This is a genomic window from Cupriavidus necator A5-1, from assembly GCF_000744095.1.
In the GTDB taxonomy this organism is placed as follows: Bacteria; Pseudomonadota; Gammaproteobacteria; order Burkholderiales; family Burkholderiaceae; genus Cupriavidus; species Cupriavidus necator_A.
Genome location: NZ_JQLI01000001.1, coordinates 4,056,289 through 4,070,507 on the forward strand (window position 1 = coordinate 4,056,289; position 14,219 = coordinate 4,070,507).

Consider the following 14,219-nt stretch of genomic DNA (forward strand, 5'->3'; position numbering starts at 1 on the left):
TCGCATCACCGCCGTCCCCCCCCCAATGTCTGCACATTTCCTGCTGTCTTCCCTGCTGATCTTCGGACTTGGTGGTTTGCTGGGCGCGGTGGGCGGGCTGTTCGGCATCGGCGGTGGCCTGATCGCGATTCCCGCGCTGGGGCTGCTCTACGGCATGGACCAGCAGCTGGCGCAGGGGACCGCGCTGGTGATGATCGCGCCCAATGTGGTGATCGGCTTCTGCCAATACCGCAAGCGCGCGGACATCGCCTTGCGTACCGCGGTGGTGCTGGGGTTGTCGGCGGTGCTGGCGACCTGGCTGTCGGCGCGTGCCGCCACCGCGATGGATGCGCAGCTGCTGCGGCGCGTCTTTGCCGTGTTCATGATCGGGCTGGCGCTGTACTTCCTGTGGCGCCTGCTGCCGGGGCGCGCCATCACGGCGCAGCAGGCGCGCGTATCGCCGCGCTGGATCCCGCTGGTGGGCGTGGTCGGCGGCGCGTTCTCGGGGTTCTTCAGCGTGGGCGGCGGCGTGGTGGCCGCGCCGGCGCTGGTGGGCCTGTTCGGGCTGCGCCAGGCGGCGGCGCAAGGGCTGGCGCTGGCACTGGTGACGCCGGGGGCAGTGGTGGCGCTGGCCACCTATGCGTACGCCGGCCACGTCGACTGGGCCAGCGGCATCCCGCTGTCGCTGGGCGGCATGCTGACGATCTCGTGGGGCGTGGCGCTGGCGCACCGGTTGCCGGAGCGGCGCCTGCGCGCCGCGTTCGCCGTGTGCCTGATCGCGACGGCGATCGTGATGCTGGTGCGCGGCTGATGCCTGCGCGGCTTGGCTTATTTGCGGAACACCGGGCTGAGGGCGCTAGCGCTGCGCTGCTGGCGCGGTCTTCCTCCGTTACCGGCCGGGCGGCGGTATCGTAGATTCATCACTTTTGCTGGCCGTATGTTGCACGGCAGGTGGTCATCCGGCTTGCCCTATCACATCAACCATCTGGTGTATGGCCTGCGCTACGACTATTGGGGTACGCCTTGCTCCAGATATCAGATGCGCGCTGCTGCCGGCGAGGGAGTCTGCCTCGATCGCCTCCGCTCAATTGTCCCCAGTCCGGAAGTTCATCGCGCGTATCAAACGCACCAGCCCGAAGTGGACAAGGGTTACACGCTGGCCCTGCATGACCCACCGCGTCGAGTTCCGTCTGGCGGCGGTTCATAGGACTCATTCTTCTGGCGGATATGAAGGCAAGAGTTCACGGGCCTACCCTTTGCGGAGCAACGACGGGGAGGGAGCCATGAAAAGATCAATTTTGGCGATCGGCATTTGTCTGATTGCTGCGCAAGGCTGCGCGACGAAGCATTATGGGCGTCAGGGGACGGTGACGGATTTCGAACGACAGACTCTGAGCTGCCGCGAGATCGCGCTCGAGCAAGCCAAGGTCAACGGCTTCATACAGCATGTGGACAGGGAAAGCCAGTTCGACGGCCGGTCGGTCCTCGCCTTCCTGGGCGACTTTGGGATCGGCAATGTGATGGAACACAGCGCGGCCACAGAGAGCGCCACGGCGCGTATGCACGACCTGCAGGCATTAAGTGTGCAGCGCGGCTGCGGCGTGGAAACGCGAGCCGCTGCCGCTCAAGCACCAGCCCTGCCGAATCCCGTACTCCCTACGCCCCGCCCCGGCCCGCACTCACGCAGTGTGGAGGCTCTTGCCAATCGGGACATGTGCATGCCGGTCGGTGCCGCGCTGCTGGTCGCAAGCAGTGAAGCCGGCGACATGTATCGCGTGAACTGCATGGGAGGCATGATTCGCGAATATGCTTGCGCTGGTGCGAGTTGCAGCCCGGCTCGGTAAGTTCCCACGTCACGCAGGACTCGAACCGCCACTGCAAGAAATACGGTACCTATCTGATTCTATTGACGTAGAACACCAGGCTGAAGTTGTTGGCCGGCATCGGCACCGGCTCGTCGCAGCGCATGCCCTGCGCCGCGCCCAGCGCGATCACGTCCTCCATGTCGCGCACGCCCCAGTCGGGATCGGTGGCGCGCAGCTGCGCGTCGAACGCCGCGTTGCTCGGCGCGGTATGCGCGCCGCCACGGCGGTAGGGGCCATACAGGTACAGCACGCCGCCCGGTCCCAGCAGCTTGCCGGCGCCGGCAAAGAGCGCCTCGGCTGCCGCCCATGGCGAGATATGGATCATGTTGATGCAGACCACCGCGGCGGCGGCGTCGATGCCCCACGGCTGCCGGCACACGTCCAGCGCCAGCGGCGCGCGCACGTTGGCCAGGCCCGCATGCGCGGTCCACGCGGCGATCGACGCGCGCGCGGCGGCGTCGGGGTCGCTCGGCTGCCAGGTCAGGCCGGGGAACGCCGCCGCGAAGTGAATCGCGTGCTGGCCGGTGCCGCTGGCGATTTCCAGTACGGTGCCGCTGGCGGGCAGCACCTTGCGCAGCACCGCGAGGATAGGCTCGCGGTTGCGCTCGGTGGCGGGCGCCATGCGGCGGGCATCGGGGTCGTGGGTCTGGTCGGTCATGGGCGACGAAGGCAATGCGGGGGAATGACTAGCGTAGCAGAGTCGGGCCACAAAAACGCCAACCGCTGCGGCGCGCCGCTACCGCATCAATGACGTGCCGGGATGCGGTAGATCACGCGTTCGTACTTGGGCGACGAAGAGCTGCCCACCACCTCGCCGCCGAGCGCTTCGGCAATCCGGCGGCTGGCCCAGTTCTGCTCGGCTACGGGATAGACCAGGTGTGAGAGCGTGAGGTTGGCCCAGGCCCATTCCACGATCGCGATCACGGCCTCCAGGCCATATCCGTGGCCGTGGCAGTCCTCGCGGATCCAGATGCCGGGTTCAGGCGCCGGCGTGTCGGCGTGATGCAGTCCGGCAAGGCCGATGAAGAGGCCGTCATCCGCACGCCGGATGGTGAAGACGAAGTCCGAGCCGCGCTCCATGGCCGGCAGCCAGCCGCGCCAGACGGCTGCAAAGGCGGCGGGCGACGGTGACGGCTCCCATTCCATGAAACGGGCAAGCGTGGGTGTGATGCAGGGGAACACTTCGGCCGCATCGTCGCCGCGAAACGGCGACAACACGAGGCGCGCGGAGCGGATAGCATCGCAATGGCGGCTGATGGCCTGCTGAGGATCGGAAAAACCGCTCTTCCAAATCTAAGCAAGCCTACGCATCGCTGATGGCGACGTCTTTGCAGATTTGGACGCGCGGTCACCAACCCGAGCGCGCGGTAACGCGCGCATTCGCTGCCGGTACTCCGGCAGGCGCATTGAATTCACATTGGCGCCCCCTCTCGGGACTCCCGTCCATCCTTGCGGATGGAATCGCCAATCACACCGCCCGATAATCTGAACGGGGCCCGAGCAGGGCAGATGGGAGCAGTCCACAGCCTCGCCGACTTGCGTCAGCAGCCGCCGCAGACCGTTTTGACAGGCATTCTCGTCGCGCAGGTGGCAGGTGCCGCAGCCCGGGCAATCCCACTCCCGAATTGCGGGCGCTATCCCGCCCTCGACAACGTGACCACACGCATGGCATGTTCGCGTGGTGCCGGTTTCATCCAGCACCAGCGCATGCTTTCTGGAGCGCGTCGCGACCCACGAGAGAATGTCCTTGAATGCACCGTGCATCGTTCTGTTTCTTACCGCGCGGTTGTATTTGCGGCCCTTGCCGTGGTTGGTGTTCTCCGGCACGTAGTTGCCGATCCCAATCACGTCGTAGTGCCTGCAGAGCTGGTTCGCCAGCGAATACATGAAGTGCTTTTTCTGTTCTCGCACTTTGGTTTGCATTCGCTCCACAGCGTCGTCCAAACCCTTCCAGCGGCGACTGGGACGCCAATGCGTCGACACCGTGCCATCGCCGTGGACGGTATCTACCCACAGCGACTTTGCTATGCACCGGTCACGCAGACTCGTTAGCCGATCGAGAATGCGCTCCGACTCCTTCAACTTCTCAAGATTGGACAATTCGAAGGCGCGCCCCTCAGTATCCAGAGCGTAGCCAAAGTTCTTCAGGTTCGGATCGATGTAGACCACGCGCGTGCCGCGTTGCCTGGCCTTCTTCTGCCCCTTGAACGTGAACACAGCGAAATAGCGGTCGCGGCCCTCGCGGACGATCCGGCAAGTGCGAGCGCTCGCGAGCTCCTTGGGTGTCTTCTCCATCTTCAGGCGCAGCGACAGCCGCTGTCCTTGCGCGTTCGCGCCGAACGACAGGTTGAGCCAACCGAACTGGGAAACATTCCAGCCTTTGCCTGGCTCGTCGTATTCCAGGCTCATCCAGTGCTTGGCCCATGCCTTGTACTTGACCCAGCCCACGTCTGGGCCGCAGCGCTGTCCATTCTTCGACTTTCGATGCGAGGCAATGGCCTTGGCCATGCGCAGCGCGACATTCTTCAGCGGTGAAGAAAACACGCAGCGCAAGAACGGATGACGCTCCTTGAGCGGCGGCACGAGGTTGCGAAGCCCGATCTCGGAATAGACCTCCGACAGGAGCTTCTTGGTTCGCGCCTCATCAAGATAGCCATAGCCGCCGACGATGGACAACTCCGCCATGCGCGTCTCGACTTCGTCCTTGAGTCGATTCCATAGCCAGTTGCAGATTTTGGATTGCCCGTCGAGCTTGCCCGCAGCATCAGCGTCCACCACCAGACGGACCTTCCTCGCGAACTGGATAGTGGTGGGATCAGCCCTCTTGAATGGCATCTGCAGCCTCTTTCAGGGCTTTCATGGCGTGACGATTCTCGTGGGAACGGCTGCCATAGAGGCGCGCCGAAAAGACGCTAATGATCTCAAGCACGTCGCAGGCAAGATCCTCCTCATACGTCGAATCGCCTTTGGCATTGATGATGACGACTTCCGTTCCGAATTGCTCGCACAGAGCAAAAACGAGCTCTGCACCAAATCGCAAGAGCCGGTCCTTGTGTGTGATGACAAGCCGATCAACGCCTCCGGCACAGATACGTTTGAGCAGTTGCTTGAGGCCCTTCATCTCATAGTTCATGCCGGAGCCGAGATCCCGGATGAGTTCGAAGGGCCATCCCTTCGCAGCGCAGAACGACTCCAGCACCTGGCACTGACGCTCCAGATCGGCCTTCTGGTCGTGGCTGGAAACGCGCGCATAGGCGAGCGTAGTACGCCCGCGCTCTGCTTCCTCGACCTTCTTGCCGGCCAACTCCATTAGAGCGGTCAAATTATAGCGACGATGACCACCCGGAGTCCGATCGGCGGAGATCTTCCCGTCGAACTCCCATCGGCGAAGCGTGCCAGGGTGGATGCCCAGCATCGCGCACGCCTCCTTCATCGTAACTTTAGCAAGTATGCTCATGGGTGATAATAATTGCACACCTATAAGCAGTTTACAAGGGGCTGCTCACTTGCCCCAGCGGGCGGCATAGCGCTGGTTGATCCAGACCACGCGCGCGTCGGCGTCGACGATGACCGTGCCTTCGCTGAGCGCGTCGAATTCACTGAACAGGGATTGCATCGCCCGGCGCAGTACGCCCTGGTGGTCGGCAAGGGGCGGGGGCGGCGGGGTGGCGAAGGCTGGTGGCATCGGGTGGGCAAGGCAAGGGCGCGGCCATGCAGCGCAGGCGCCGGGATCAAGACCGGCAAGGAACTGCTGGCCCACGCCATCCATGGCGCCTCGGCGCGCGCCAGCCAGCCGCTGGTGTCGGTCAACGTCGCGGCCATCCCCGAGACGCTGCTGGAAGTGGAATTCTTCGGCGCCGCCCCGGGCGCCTATACCGGCGTGGACCGCAAGGGCCGTGTCGGCAAGTTCCAGCTCGCCGATGGCGGCACGCTCTTCCTCGACGAGATCGGCGACATGCCGCTGCCGCTGCAGAGCAAGCTGCTGCGCGTGCTGCAGGACCAGGAGATCGAGCCGCTCGGCTCCAACCAGCTGGTGCGCACGGATGTGCGCATCATCGCGGCGACCTCGACGGACCTGCCGGCGCTGGTGGCGGCAGGGCGCTTTCGCGCGGACCTGAGGTACCGGCTCAACGTGCTGGCGATCCATGTGCCGCCCTTGCGCGCACGGCTGGACGACCTGGGTGCGCTGGCGCACGCGATCATCGACGAGATCGCCGGCGAGCACGCGGGGCGGCCGCTGGAGCTGACCGAGGACGCGGTGCGCTTGCTGCACCACTATCACTGGCCGGGCAATGTGCGCGAGTTGCGCAATGTACTGGAGCGTGCGGTGATGCTGTCGGGGACGTGCCGGCTGGATGCCGCGGCGTTGCGGAGCTTTCTGCCGTTCGATGTCGATGAAGACTTGCCGGCGATGAACGCGGCGCCGGCGCCTGCGGCCGCTGCAAGCGGTCCGGCCCGCTATGACGAGGCGCTCGCTGCGTTCGAGCGGCAGTTCTTCGCGCAGGCGCTGGAAGTCGCCGGCGGGCAAGTGGCGCAGGCAGCGAAGCGGATCGGCATGAGCCGGGCGACGCTGTACCGCAAGCTCGCCGCATTGGGCATGCGGATCGATGCGACGGAAGCGGGCTGACCGCCTCCGAATAAGAAGCGGCAGGCAAATGCCCGCCGCTTTCACCTCCGAACTACGTTCCGCCCTCAGGCCTTCGCCAGCTTCACCCCGGTCGGATCCCCTGTCAGGTACCCCACCGCCGAGCCGAACCTATCCTTGTAGTTGGCCCGCACCAGCGGATCCAGCGTCGGCTTGACGATGTCATGCAGCGGCGACTCCCAGTCGCCGACGTGCTGGAAGTTGCTCATGATGTAGGTCCAGCCGTTGATCTCGTCGACCGCATGCAGGCCGGTGGACTCGGCGCCGGCCGGGCACGACAGCACGCGGCTGAGCGTCCTGGTATCGACGTTGTAGGCCCACAGGAAGTTGTTGACGTGCGTGTTGCTGTCCTCGCCGACAAACAGCGTGCGCAGCTTTTCCGAGAACTTCAGGTTGTCGGGCGTGGCAACCTTGTCCGGATTGGCGAAGTTGCCGAGCGCATCCTGCTGCTTCATCTTGCCGCCGCCGAGGTCTTCGGAGACCAGCGCGGGCACGGCGGCCATGTCGACCGGCACCCATTCGCTGTTGATCGCCGCGCCGTTCTTGTCGGCCTGGCCGCCCTTCAGGTTCAGCTCATAGACGGCGCCCGAGTACGGGCCTTGGACCTGGATATCGCCGGCGTTGGCGGCATTGCCCATGAGCATGCTCGCCTCGATGCGCGACATCGCCGAGTAGGCCTTCTTGTCCTTGATGTTGACCGTGGTGCCTTCCATCTTGGTAAAGCCCAGGCTGCCGCCGACCAGCGCGGCGTAGCGGTGGGTTTCCAGGTAGGCCGCGGCCTTTTCCATGCCCGGCACGAGCTTCACCCAGTTGGGCTTGCCGTTGTACAGGATGCGGGTGTAGCTGGTATCGGACGGATCGGCGGTCTTGACGTCCATGATGTCGGCCAGCTTGATGCCGCCGTCGACCAGCGCGCGGATCTCGGCGCTGGTGGCGCTGCCCAGCTTGATCCACGACAGCGTGGCGCTGCCCGGACCCACGCCCGAGGTCTGGTGCCACTTGGCCACGTACAGCGAGCCGCTGGACAGGTCGCGCGCCTTGTCGGCGATAAACAGGAACAGGCCGCCGTTGGTGGCGTCGTCGCCCATCAGCACGGTGCGCTCGTCGGGCATCACCTGTACCAGTTCGTGCGAGATCCGGCCCAGGCAATAGTGCTTCTTGATGGTGCCGGTGCCGTCCGGGTTGACCGTGACTTCCGGCAGGTGGCCGTAGTTGTAGGCGTTGGCGCGGGCCGGGTCGCCGTACAGGTTCTGGCTGTAGCCCTGCAGCTGCTTGACGGCGTTGGCGTCCATCAGGTCGGTCTCGTACTCCTCGCTCGACAGATGGGTGTTCCACGGCGACAGGCTGGCGCCGCAGGTAATCCACAGGCCGTTGACGCCCGAGGTGTCGACGTTGTGGTACTTCACCGGGGTCAGTTTGCCGGTGGCGGGGTCCTGGTCCAGCGTCACGATGGCGATCGGCGACGGCAGCAGGCCGTACATGCTGACGTTGTTCTGGTTGCGCGTGGTGTACTCGAACTGCACAACGGCGAACACGGTGTTGCCCTTGACCCCGGCCACGGTCGGGTTGGCCACGGTCAGAAGCGAGCTGCCGTCCGGCGCGTCGGAGAAGAACTGGCGTTCCTTGCCGGCCACGGAGGTGTCCATGATCGGCTTGTTGTTGATGTCGTAGTAGCCGCCGGCGACGATGGTGCTGCCCTTGCCGTCGGACAGCGTGTCGCCCGTGACGAAGAACGGCTGGTAGGCGAGCTTGTAGGTCTGGCTGCTGCCGTCGCTGAACGACACCTTCAGGCTCGAACCCACGGTGGTGGTCGCCATGGCTGCCGGGTTGGCCAGCGTGGGGGCGCTCATCGGGACGAACTCTGCCGTGGTGAAGGTGGCGGACGACGCCGGGGCGGGAGCGGGTGCCGCAATGGCGTCGTTGCCACCACCGCAGCCTGCCAGCAGCCCGGCCGAAACGAAGCCAAGCGGCAGCATCGGCGCGCCGGCCAGGAGTTTCAGCGCCTTGCGGCGGCCAACATCAGGTTGTTCATGCATGTTCTTGATCCGGGGAAAGAATGGATTTGGTTTTGACTGCGTGATCGCTCCGGCCAGACGCGAAGGCGGCCGGGCACCTGTTGGCACAGGCGGGCGGCGGGCGGCATTGCGCTCGTCCGCTGCGGATCGTATGGCGCGCATGTGACAACAAGTTGACGATGCAACACAAAATCGCCGGGCGCCTGCGATAGCCTGGCGGCCGCTGCGGTACACTCCGAGTTTGCCTTCCGCGGCCCCACAGGCGCGGAAACCGAACGCCGGCCGCCGCCGTTTCTCCTGCCTTCCATTCCCTCCGCTTGCCAACCTACACGCTAGCCAACCCCGTCCAGGCCGAGATCGAAATCCGCAAGAGCCGCTTCCTGGCGCTGGCACTGCCGGTGGCCGACAGGGAGGCCGCGATGGCCGCGCTGCAGGCACTGCGCGCCGAGCATCCGACCGCCACGCACGTGTGCTGGGCGCTGCTTGCCGGCGGGGCGTCAGGCATGTCCGATGACGGCGAACCCTCCGGCACTGCGGGACGGCCGATCCTGGAGGTGCTGCGCCACCATGATCTCGACGGCGTGCTGGCTGCGGTGGTGCGCTACTACGGCGGCGTCAAGCTGGGGGCTGGCGGGTTGGTGCGCGCTTACACCGATGCCATCGCGGCGGCGCTGAAGTCGGCCGAACGTGTCGAGCGCATCGCTTATGGCACGCTGGCGGTGGCGGTGGACTATGCCGACGAGCCGCGCGTGCGGCGCTGGATCGAGCAGGAAGCGCAGCACGGCTGTACGCTGGCCGATACCGCATATGGCGCAATGGCCACCCTGGTCATTCGGCTACCTGCCACCCAGGTCGACGCGGCGCGCGACGCGCTGCGCGACGCGACGCACGGGCGTGCCCAGTTTCCGCAAGCGGAGGACGGGGCGCATGGCTGAGCGAGAGCCGGTAGCGTGGGACGAGGGCGCGGAATTCACAGCACGGCTTCTGCCGGGTGACGTGAGCTTCACGGCGCCCGCGGCGCTCAGCTTGCTGGAAGCCGCACTGCTCGAAGGCGTGGCCTTGCCCAACTCCTGCCGCAACGGGACCTGTCGTGCCTGTGCCAGCCGGTTGCATGCGGGGAAGATCCGCTACCGGATCGAATGGCCGGGCTTAAGCCTGGATGAGAAGGAGGAGGGCTTGATCCTGCCGTGCGTGGCCTGTGCGGAGAGTGATGTGGTGATTGAGCCGGTGACGTTGGGTTAGCGCGAAACGTCAGCCCGGCGTGCGCCAGATTTCGTACCCCATCTGATCGAAGTCGTCGGGCACCTGGCCGAGGCCGGCCATGAATCCGAGGCGTTTCCTTTGCCGGCCCTCATTCGCATTCAACGCAACCACCTTCACAAGCGGCTTGCCGGCTTTTGTAATGATGAACGGCTCGCCTTAAGCGGCGGCATCGCTCAGGTGGAAAAGATGCCTTTGGGCCTCATCAATATCGATGTTCTGCATGGTTTGGATGCACTGGGCAAAGTGCCGTTGGTTAGACGCAAGTGAGATGACAATGCGATACCACTAAGGCGTCAAGTCAGCCACGGGCGGCTGCAACACGCAAACCACACCCCTCACCCCCCAGCCGCCAGAAAAAACCGCAACGCCATCTTCAACCCATCCGGCCCCGCCGGATCCGAAAACGCATGCCCGCCAGCCCCGCCGCTCCAGGCGTGCCCCAGCCCCTCGATCCGCACTAGGCGCACGTAAGGCCACTTGCTTGCCGTCCAGTCGAACACATCCACCGCGCGCCGCATGCCGCGCTGGATGCGCCGCACCGGCACGCCCGTCAGCGGGTGCGCGCCTTCCGGCTGCAGGTGCATCCACATTGCCGCGGTGGCGGTGGCGTTGCTGAAATCGACCACGCCATCGGCATCGCCGTGCAGCAGCAAAAGCGGCGGCGGGCGGCGCCCGGCCAGCCCCACGCGCATGGCCTGCATGGCCTGCGCATCGGGCCCGCGCTGTCCGCGCATTGCGCGCGTCGCCTGCGCGGCATTGGCTGCGCTCCAGGGCACCGCGCCGGAATGCGAACCCACCGCGGCAAAGCGCTCCGGGTAGCGCAGCCCGAGCATCAGGGCCATCGCACCGCCCGCGGACAGGCCCAGCACGCTGATGCGGTCGGGCGCGACCGGATGCCGGCGGCAGGCGTTGTCGATCAATCCCATCAGCAGCCCCGCCTCGGCAGCGCCCTGCACCGACGGGCGGAACCAGTTCCAGCAACGCTGCGCGTTGGCCTGCGAGCTTTGTTCCGGCAGCAGCACCACCCAGCCGGATTCGCGCGCCACCGCGGCGGCACGCGTGACCGCGGCAAAGCTCGCAGCGTCCTGGCCGCAGCCGTGCAGCAGCACAAGCATGGGGGCGCGGTGCGAGGCGGTGGCGCCGGCCGGCACGAAGATGCGGTAGCGCCGCGGCGCCAGCGGCCCGGCGCCCCATGCGCCCTCCTCCCAGCGCCCGCTGCCGCGGCTCTCCGGGGCCTCCACGGGCGAGACCACGCCGGTCAGCGCGCGCTGGGTGGCAGCCGTGACCACAGCGGATTGCTTCACCGCGTTGCGCACGATGGCCTCGGTCATCGGCTTGGTGAAGTTCTTGTTGACCGCACGCTGCATGCGGCGGGCGTTGCGGGTAGCGGTCTTGTTCAGCGTGGACCAGAGTCTCGTGCCGGAAGAGCGGGGCATGCGGCGTCCTGTCGGCATGGATAACCCGTGCATCATATGCCGAGTCCCGAAGGGTGCGAGTCAAACGAGGCGTTTGAGGCGGGAATGCGGAAAAGTCTCCGGGTTGCATGCAACGCGCGCCGGATGACTGCCTACAATGCAATGGCCGTGTCACCCCGAGGCACGGACAGGAGGCAAGCATGATCGATGCAACGAGCCAGTTCAGGCCTTTGGATCCGGGCCGCGTCAACCTGATGGATCCGCTTGAAGTGCAGTACTGGTGCCACGAGCTGGGCTGCAGCCAGGACGATCTGGAACACGCCGTCGATGCCGCCGGCGACCATATCGCCGCGGTGCGTGCGCAGCTGGAAGAAAACCCGGCCTACCAGGCCAGAATGCGGCCCCATTAAGTCCCCCTCAACCCCTGCCAATCCCCCAACCCTGCTATCCGTCGTTCCCGCGCGAGCGGGAACGACGGCGAAGGTCTTTGTCCGACGCCAGGGCCGCAACCCTCAGCGCGCGAGGTTGAGTGCCTTCGGCAAGCGGATCTGGACAAACTCGCTGTCGTCCGGCGCCTTGCTGCCCACATGGCGGCCGACGCTGAACGGGAAGTTGTTGTCGTCGATCACCAGCAGCGTGGTGGCGTCCAGCACCAGCACGTCCTCGATGGTGTTGAAGGGCATGCCGAACGGATCGCCCAACGCCACGTCGCCGGCCGCGCCGCCCGCGCTGATGCCGGACGGATCGCGCAGCTTCATCAGGTTGGCCAGCTCGGTCTTGGCCACGTACTCGCCGGCCTTGCCCAGCGTCACCTGGAACAGCTTCTTGAAGCCGTTCAGGTCGCCCTGCGAGCCATCGCGCTCGATGATAATGCCTTCGGTCGCGTTGAAGAGGATGAAGTCGCCGATATTGGTGCCCTTGTCGTCAAGCCGGTACTTGAATTGCACGCCGGTGTACTTGCGGCTGGCGATATCGAACTCTGAGATCAGCAGCGTCTTGCCGTCGTGACCCGTCAGCGGCAGTTCCAGCAGCGGGTACAGCTTCTTGCCATCCGGGCTGATCGCCATGCCCTCGAAGCCGCCCGAACGCTTTGCCCGGAACGGATTGGAGGTGATCGTGGCGCGGTACGGCCAGTACAGCCCCGCCATCCACGGCGTGTTGGCGCCGGCCTCGTCCTGCATATTGGTGCCGTCGTCGCTGTTGGCGGGATCGCCGTAGATCGGGAAGTCGCCGAACAGGTAGACCGTGCGGATCGCCGGGAATTTCTCCTGCACGCGCAGCAGCGTGCGGAAGTCGAAGCTCTGGATATCGGCGCGCTGGGCCATGCCGGCGGCGGTGATCACGCCGGCCAGCGTGTCGGCCATCTGCCCGGCGCCGACGGTGCGGTCCTTGTAGGCGTTGCCCTTGGCGTCCTTGTCGCTGCGCGGGTTGATCTTGGTCTCGATGTTGAAGCGCACGGCCTGTGCGTTCTTCACGCGCTTTGCCGCCTGCGGATGGCTGCTGCCAGCGCCGGTGCTGTAGTAGGCGATATAGGCGTTGACCAGGTCGAAGATATCCTGCGCGCGCGGCACCACGTACGGGCTGACGTAGCCCTTGCCGGTAGCAAGCGCCACCGATACCGGCGACAGCGCCGTATCGTTGGTCTGGCTCGGGCCGCGGAACAGCTTGTCGCAGATATAGGTGGACTGGATCTGCGCCACCGTGAGGTTCTTGATCAACACTTCGTCGGCGGTGCCATACGGTGCGCCGTCGGCGCGGCGGCACTTGACCGACTCGATATACGGGTCGTGCTTGAGCACGGCCACGCCATCGGACGTGATACCGGCGTCGGTCTCCAGCGTCGTCATCAGGTTGTCGAGCGCGGCCTCCATCGCCGGCAGGGTGTTCTCCGGGCGCAGGTCGCGCCCGCCGCGGTGGCCCTGCGCGTCGAACTTCGCTGCATCGATCAGGCCGTCCGCGGTCAGGTAGTCGCCCGCCTTGCCGTCACCGTTGGCGTCATAGGCGGCTACGGCAGCGTAAAGCAGGTCCGGGCGGTCGGAGATGATGCCGTTGACACCAGCCTTCAGCAGCTGCGTCATCGACGCGCTGTCATTGACGGTCCAGGTAACCACGCTGTAGCCGGCCGACTTCAGCGAAGCCACATCGAGCGTATCGGATGCCGCCGGCGTCAGCCCCGGCTGCGGGTTGCTGCCGCGCGCGTAGTGGGCGTCGGGGCTCGACTTGACGCCATTGGTGTCGTACTTGAGCTGCACGTAGTACGGCGAAAACACCGGCGTACGCGTGCCGCCATGCGCGAACGCATGCGCGCGCACCGCGTTCATGATGCGCACCGGCGTGGCTTCCTCGTTGAACGGATTCTGCGGCGAGCGGATTTCCTTGCCCGCGTTCTCGAAGTCAGGCAGCGGGATCGGCGGCTCCAGCAGCACGCCGTTGGCATCCGTATGCAGCAGGAACGGGCCGAACTCGTCGCCGAACCACAGCGTGCCGTCGCTGCTGCGTTGCATGCTCTCGATATCGAAGTCGGCGCCGGTCAGCACGCGGTCGGTGGTGAACTGGTTGGCGATCGCGAACTTCACGTGCTTGTTCGGATCCTTCAGCTCGATAAAGCTGCGCACCGCCACGGTGCCCGCGCCGCCCGCCACAGTCTTGAATGTCGGTGCGACGGTGTAGACGCGCAGGTTGAAGTCGGCGGAGTTCTCCAGCGAACCATAGCCATTGTCGGCCATCACCATGAAGCTGCCATCCGGGTTGCGCAGCACTGCCGAGAATCCCTGCACCGGCTGCGACGCAAACGGCGCGACCTGGCCATTCAGTTCGCCGGTCACGTAGCGGCCCGACTGCGGACCGCTAGCGAAGGTGGCGGCGGGCAGTACGGCGCGGCCCACCAGCGTGGGCTCGGTGACCAGCGCGGGGGTGTCGTCATCGTCGCCGCCGCATGCCACGAGCAACGATGCGGCCACCACGGCGCTGGCCAACGCTGCACGGATGCGGCGCGAGGGGATGGAGCTTGGGCGCATTGCAAGGTTCCTGGAGTTGG

Annotated in this window: 13 protein-coding genes and 1 pseudogene; 7 read left to right on the top strand and 7 right to left on the bottom strand. The window is 65.7% G+C overall.

Annotated elements, in window-relative coordinates; genetic code table 11:
• Nucleotides 1-25: 25 nt before the first annotated feature.
• Together K307_RS18045 and K307_RS49545 are read left to right on the top strand one after the other, a co-directional pair.
• Complete coding sequence (locus tag K307_RS18045; protein ID WP_042880127.1) at nucleotides 26-790, top strand: sulfite exporter TauE/SafE family protein; 765 nt, start codon at nucleotides 26-28, stop codon at nucleotides 788-790.
• Between the two features lie 472 nt (nucleotides 791-1,262).
• Nucleotides 1,263-1,823, top strand: a complete 561-nt coding sequence (locus K307_RS49545; RefSeq protein ID WP_230625740.1) for a hypothetical protein — start codon at nucleotides 1,263-1,265, stop codon at nucleotides 1,821-1,823.
• A 49-nt stretch (nucleotides 1,824-1,872) separates the two neighbouring features.
• Here K307_RS49545 and K307_RS18055 read toward each other — a convergent pair whose 3' ends face one another.
• From K307_RS18055 to K307_RS18070, 4 genes are all read right to left on the bottom strand, one after another.
• Entirely contained in the window at nucleotides 1,873-2,502 is a 630-nt protein-coding gene (locus K307_RS18055) for a DUF938 domain-containing protein (RefSeq protein WP_042880128.1), read from the bottom strand.
• A gap of 86 nt (nucleotides 2,503-2,588) precedes the next feature.
• Nucleotides 2,589-3,062 carry a GNAT family N-acetyltransferase gene (locus tag K307_RS18060; RefSeq protein WP_230625741.1) on the bottom strand — a complete coding sequence of 158 codons (474 nt, stop codon included), beginning with the start codon at nucleotides 3,060-3,062 and terminating at the stop codon, nucleotides 2,589-2,591.
• 75 nt (nucleotides 3,063-3,137) lie between these two features.
• Entirely contained in the window at nucleotides 3,138-4,679 is a 1,542-nt protein-coding gene (locus K307_RS18065) for an RNA-guided endonuclease InsQ/TnpB family protein (protein ID WP_051974952.1), read from the bottom strand.
• Nucleotides 4,660-5,301, bottom strand: coding sequence for an IS607 family transposase (locus K307_RS18070; protein WP_042880132.1), 642 nt, complete (start codon nucleotides 5,299-5,301; stop codon nucleotides 4,660-4,662). The genes K307_RS18065 and K307_RS18070 overlap by 20 nt, the downstream gene beginning before the upstream one ends.
• Nucleotides 5,302-5,580: 279 nt before the next feature.
• Between K307_RS18070 and K307_RS18075 the strand changes: the two are divergent.
• Nucleotides 5,581-6,471: pseudogene (locus K307_RS18075) on the top strand (sigma-54 interaction domain-containing protein); the annotation flags it as partial.
• Between the two features lie 65 nt (nucleotides 6,472-6,536).
• On the opposite strand, the gene K307_RS18080 reads toward K307_RS18075, so the two are convergent.
• On the bottom strand, nucleotides 6,537-8,525 hold the full coding sequence (locus K307_RS18080; RefSeq protein ID WP_042880134.1) for a PhoX family protein: 1,989 nt from the start codon (nucleotides 8,523-8,525) through the stop codon (nucleotides 6,537-6,539).
• Between the two features lie 296 nt (nucleotides 8,526-8,821).
• Between K307_RS18080 and K307_RS18085 the strand changes: the two genes are divergently transcribed.
• The 3 genes from K307_RS18085 to K307_RS47870 all read left to right on the top strand — a co-directional run bounded on the left by K307_RS18085 (nucleotide 8,822) and on the right by K307_RS47870 (nucleotide 10,034).
• Nucleotides 8,822-9,439 carry an IMPACT family protein gene (locus tag K307_RS18085; RefSeq protein WP_042880135.1) on the top strand — a complete coding sequence of 206 codons (618 nt, stop codon included), beginning with the start codon at nucleotides 8,822-8,824 and terminating at the stop codon, nucleotides 9,437-9,439.
• Nucleotides 9,432-9,746, top strand: coding sequence for a 2Fe-2S iron-sulfur cluster-binding protein (locus tag K307_RS18090; RefSeq protein WP_042880138.1), 315 nt, complete (start codon nucleotides 9,432-9,434; stop codon nucleotides 9,744-9,746). The genes K307_RS18085 and K307_RS18090 overlap by 8 nt, the downstream gene beginning before the upstream one ends.
• A 99-nt stretch (nucleotides 9,747-9,845) precedes the next feature.
• A complete protein-coding gene (locus tag K307_RS47870) occupies nucleotides 9,846-10,034 on the top strand; it encodes a hypothetical protein (RefSeq protein WP_155301172.1) in 189 nt (62 codons plus the stop codon).
• A gap of 68 nt (nucleotides 10,035-10,102) precedes the next feature.
• Here K307_RS47870 and K307_RS18100 read toward each other — a convergent pair whose 3' ends face one another.
• Nucleotides 10,103-11,203 carry an alpha/beta hydrolase family esterase gene (locus tag K307_RS18100; RefSeq protein ID WP_042880139.1) on the bottom strand — a complete coding sequence of 367 codons (1,101 nt, stop codon included), beginning with the start codon at nucleotides 11,201-11,203 and terminating at the stop codon, nucleotides 10,103-10,105.
• A 179-nt stretch (nucleotides 11,204-11,382) separates the two neighbouring features.
• Between K307_RS18100 and K307_RS18105 the strand changes: the two genes are divergently transcribed.
• Nucleotides 11,383-11,592, top strand: a complete 210-nt coding sequence (locus tag K307_RS18105; protein ID WP_042880140.1) for a DUF3606 domain-containing protein — start codon at nucleotides 11,383-11,385, stop codon at nucleotides 11,590-11,592.
• 102 nt (nucleotides 11,593-11,694) lie between these two features.
• Here K307_RS18105 and K307_RS44460 read toward each other — a convergent pair whose 3' ends face one another.
• Entirely contained in the window at nucleotides 11,695-14,199 is a 2,505-nt protein-coding gene (locus K307_RS44460) for an esterase-like activity of phytase family protein (protein ID WP_051974954.1), read from the bottom strand.
• Between the last annotated feature and the right edge of the window lie 20 nt (nucleotides 14,200-14,219).

Coding starts and splice junctions, on each gene's coding strand:
- K307_RS18045 (WP_042880127.1), top strand. CDS start 26: ATGTCTGCACATTTCCTGCTGTCTTCCCTGCTGATCTTCGGACTTGGT.
- K307_RS18100 (WP_042880139.1), bottom strand. CDS start 11,203: ATGCCCCGCTCTTCCGGCACGAGACTCTGGTCCACGCTGAACAAGACC.
- K307_RS18090 (WP_042880138.1), top strand. CDS start 9,432: ATGGCTGAGCGAGAGCCGGTAGCGTGGGACGAGGGCGCGGAATTCACA.
- K307_RS18080 (WP_042880134.1), bottom strand. CDS start 8,525: ATGCATGAACAACCTGATGTTGGCCGCCGCAAGGCGCTGAAACTCCTG.
- K307_RS18070 (WP_042880132.1), bottom strand. CDS start 5,301: ATGAGCATACTTGCTAAAGTTACGATGAAGGAGGCGTGCGCGATGCTG.
- K307_RS44460 (WP_051974954.1), bottom strand. CDS start 14,199: ATGCGCCCAAGCTCCATCCCCTCGCGCCGCATCCGTGCAGCGTTGGCC.
- K307_RS49545 (WP_230625740.1), top strand. CDS start 1,263: ATGAAAAGATCAATTTTGGCGATCGGCATTTGTCTGATTGCTGCGCAA.
- K307_RS18105 (WP_042880140.1), top strand. CDS start 11,383: ATGATCGATGCAACGAGCCAGTTCAGGCCTTTGGATCCGGGCCGCGTC.
- K307_RS18055 (WP_042880128.1), bottom strand. CDS start 2,502: ATGACCGACCAGACCCACGACCCCGATGCCCGCCGCATGGCGCCCGCC.
- K307_RS18065 (WP_051974952.1), bottom strand. CDS start 4,679: ATGCCATTCAAGAGGGCTGATCCCACCACTATCCAGTTCGCGAGGAAG.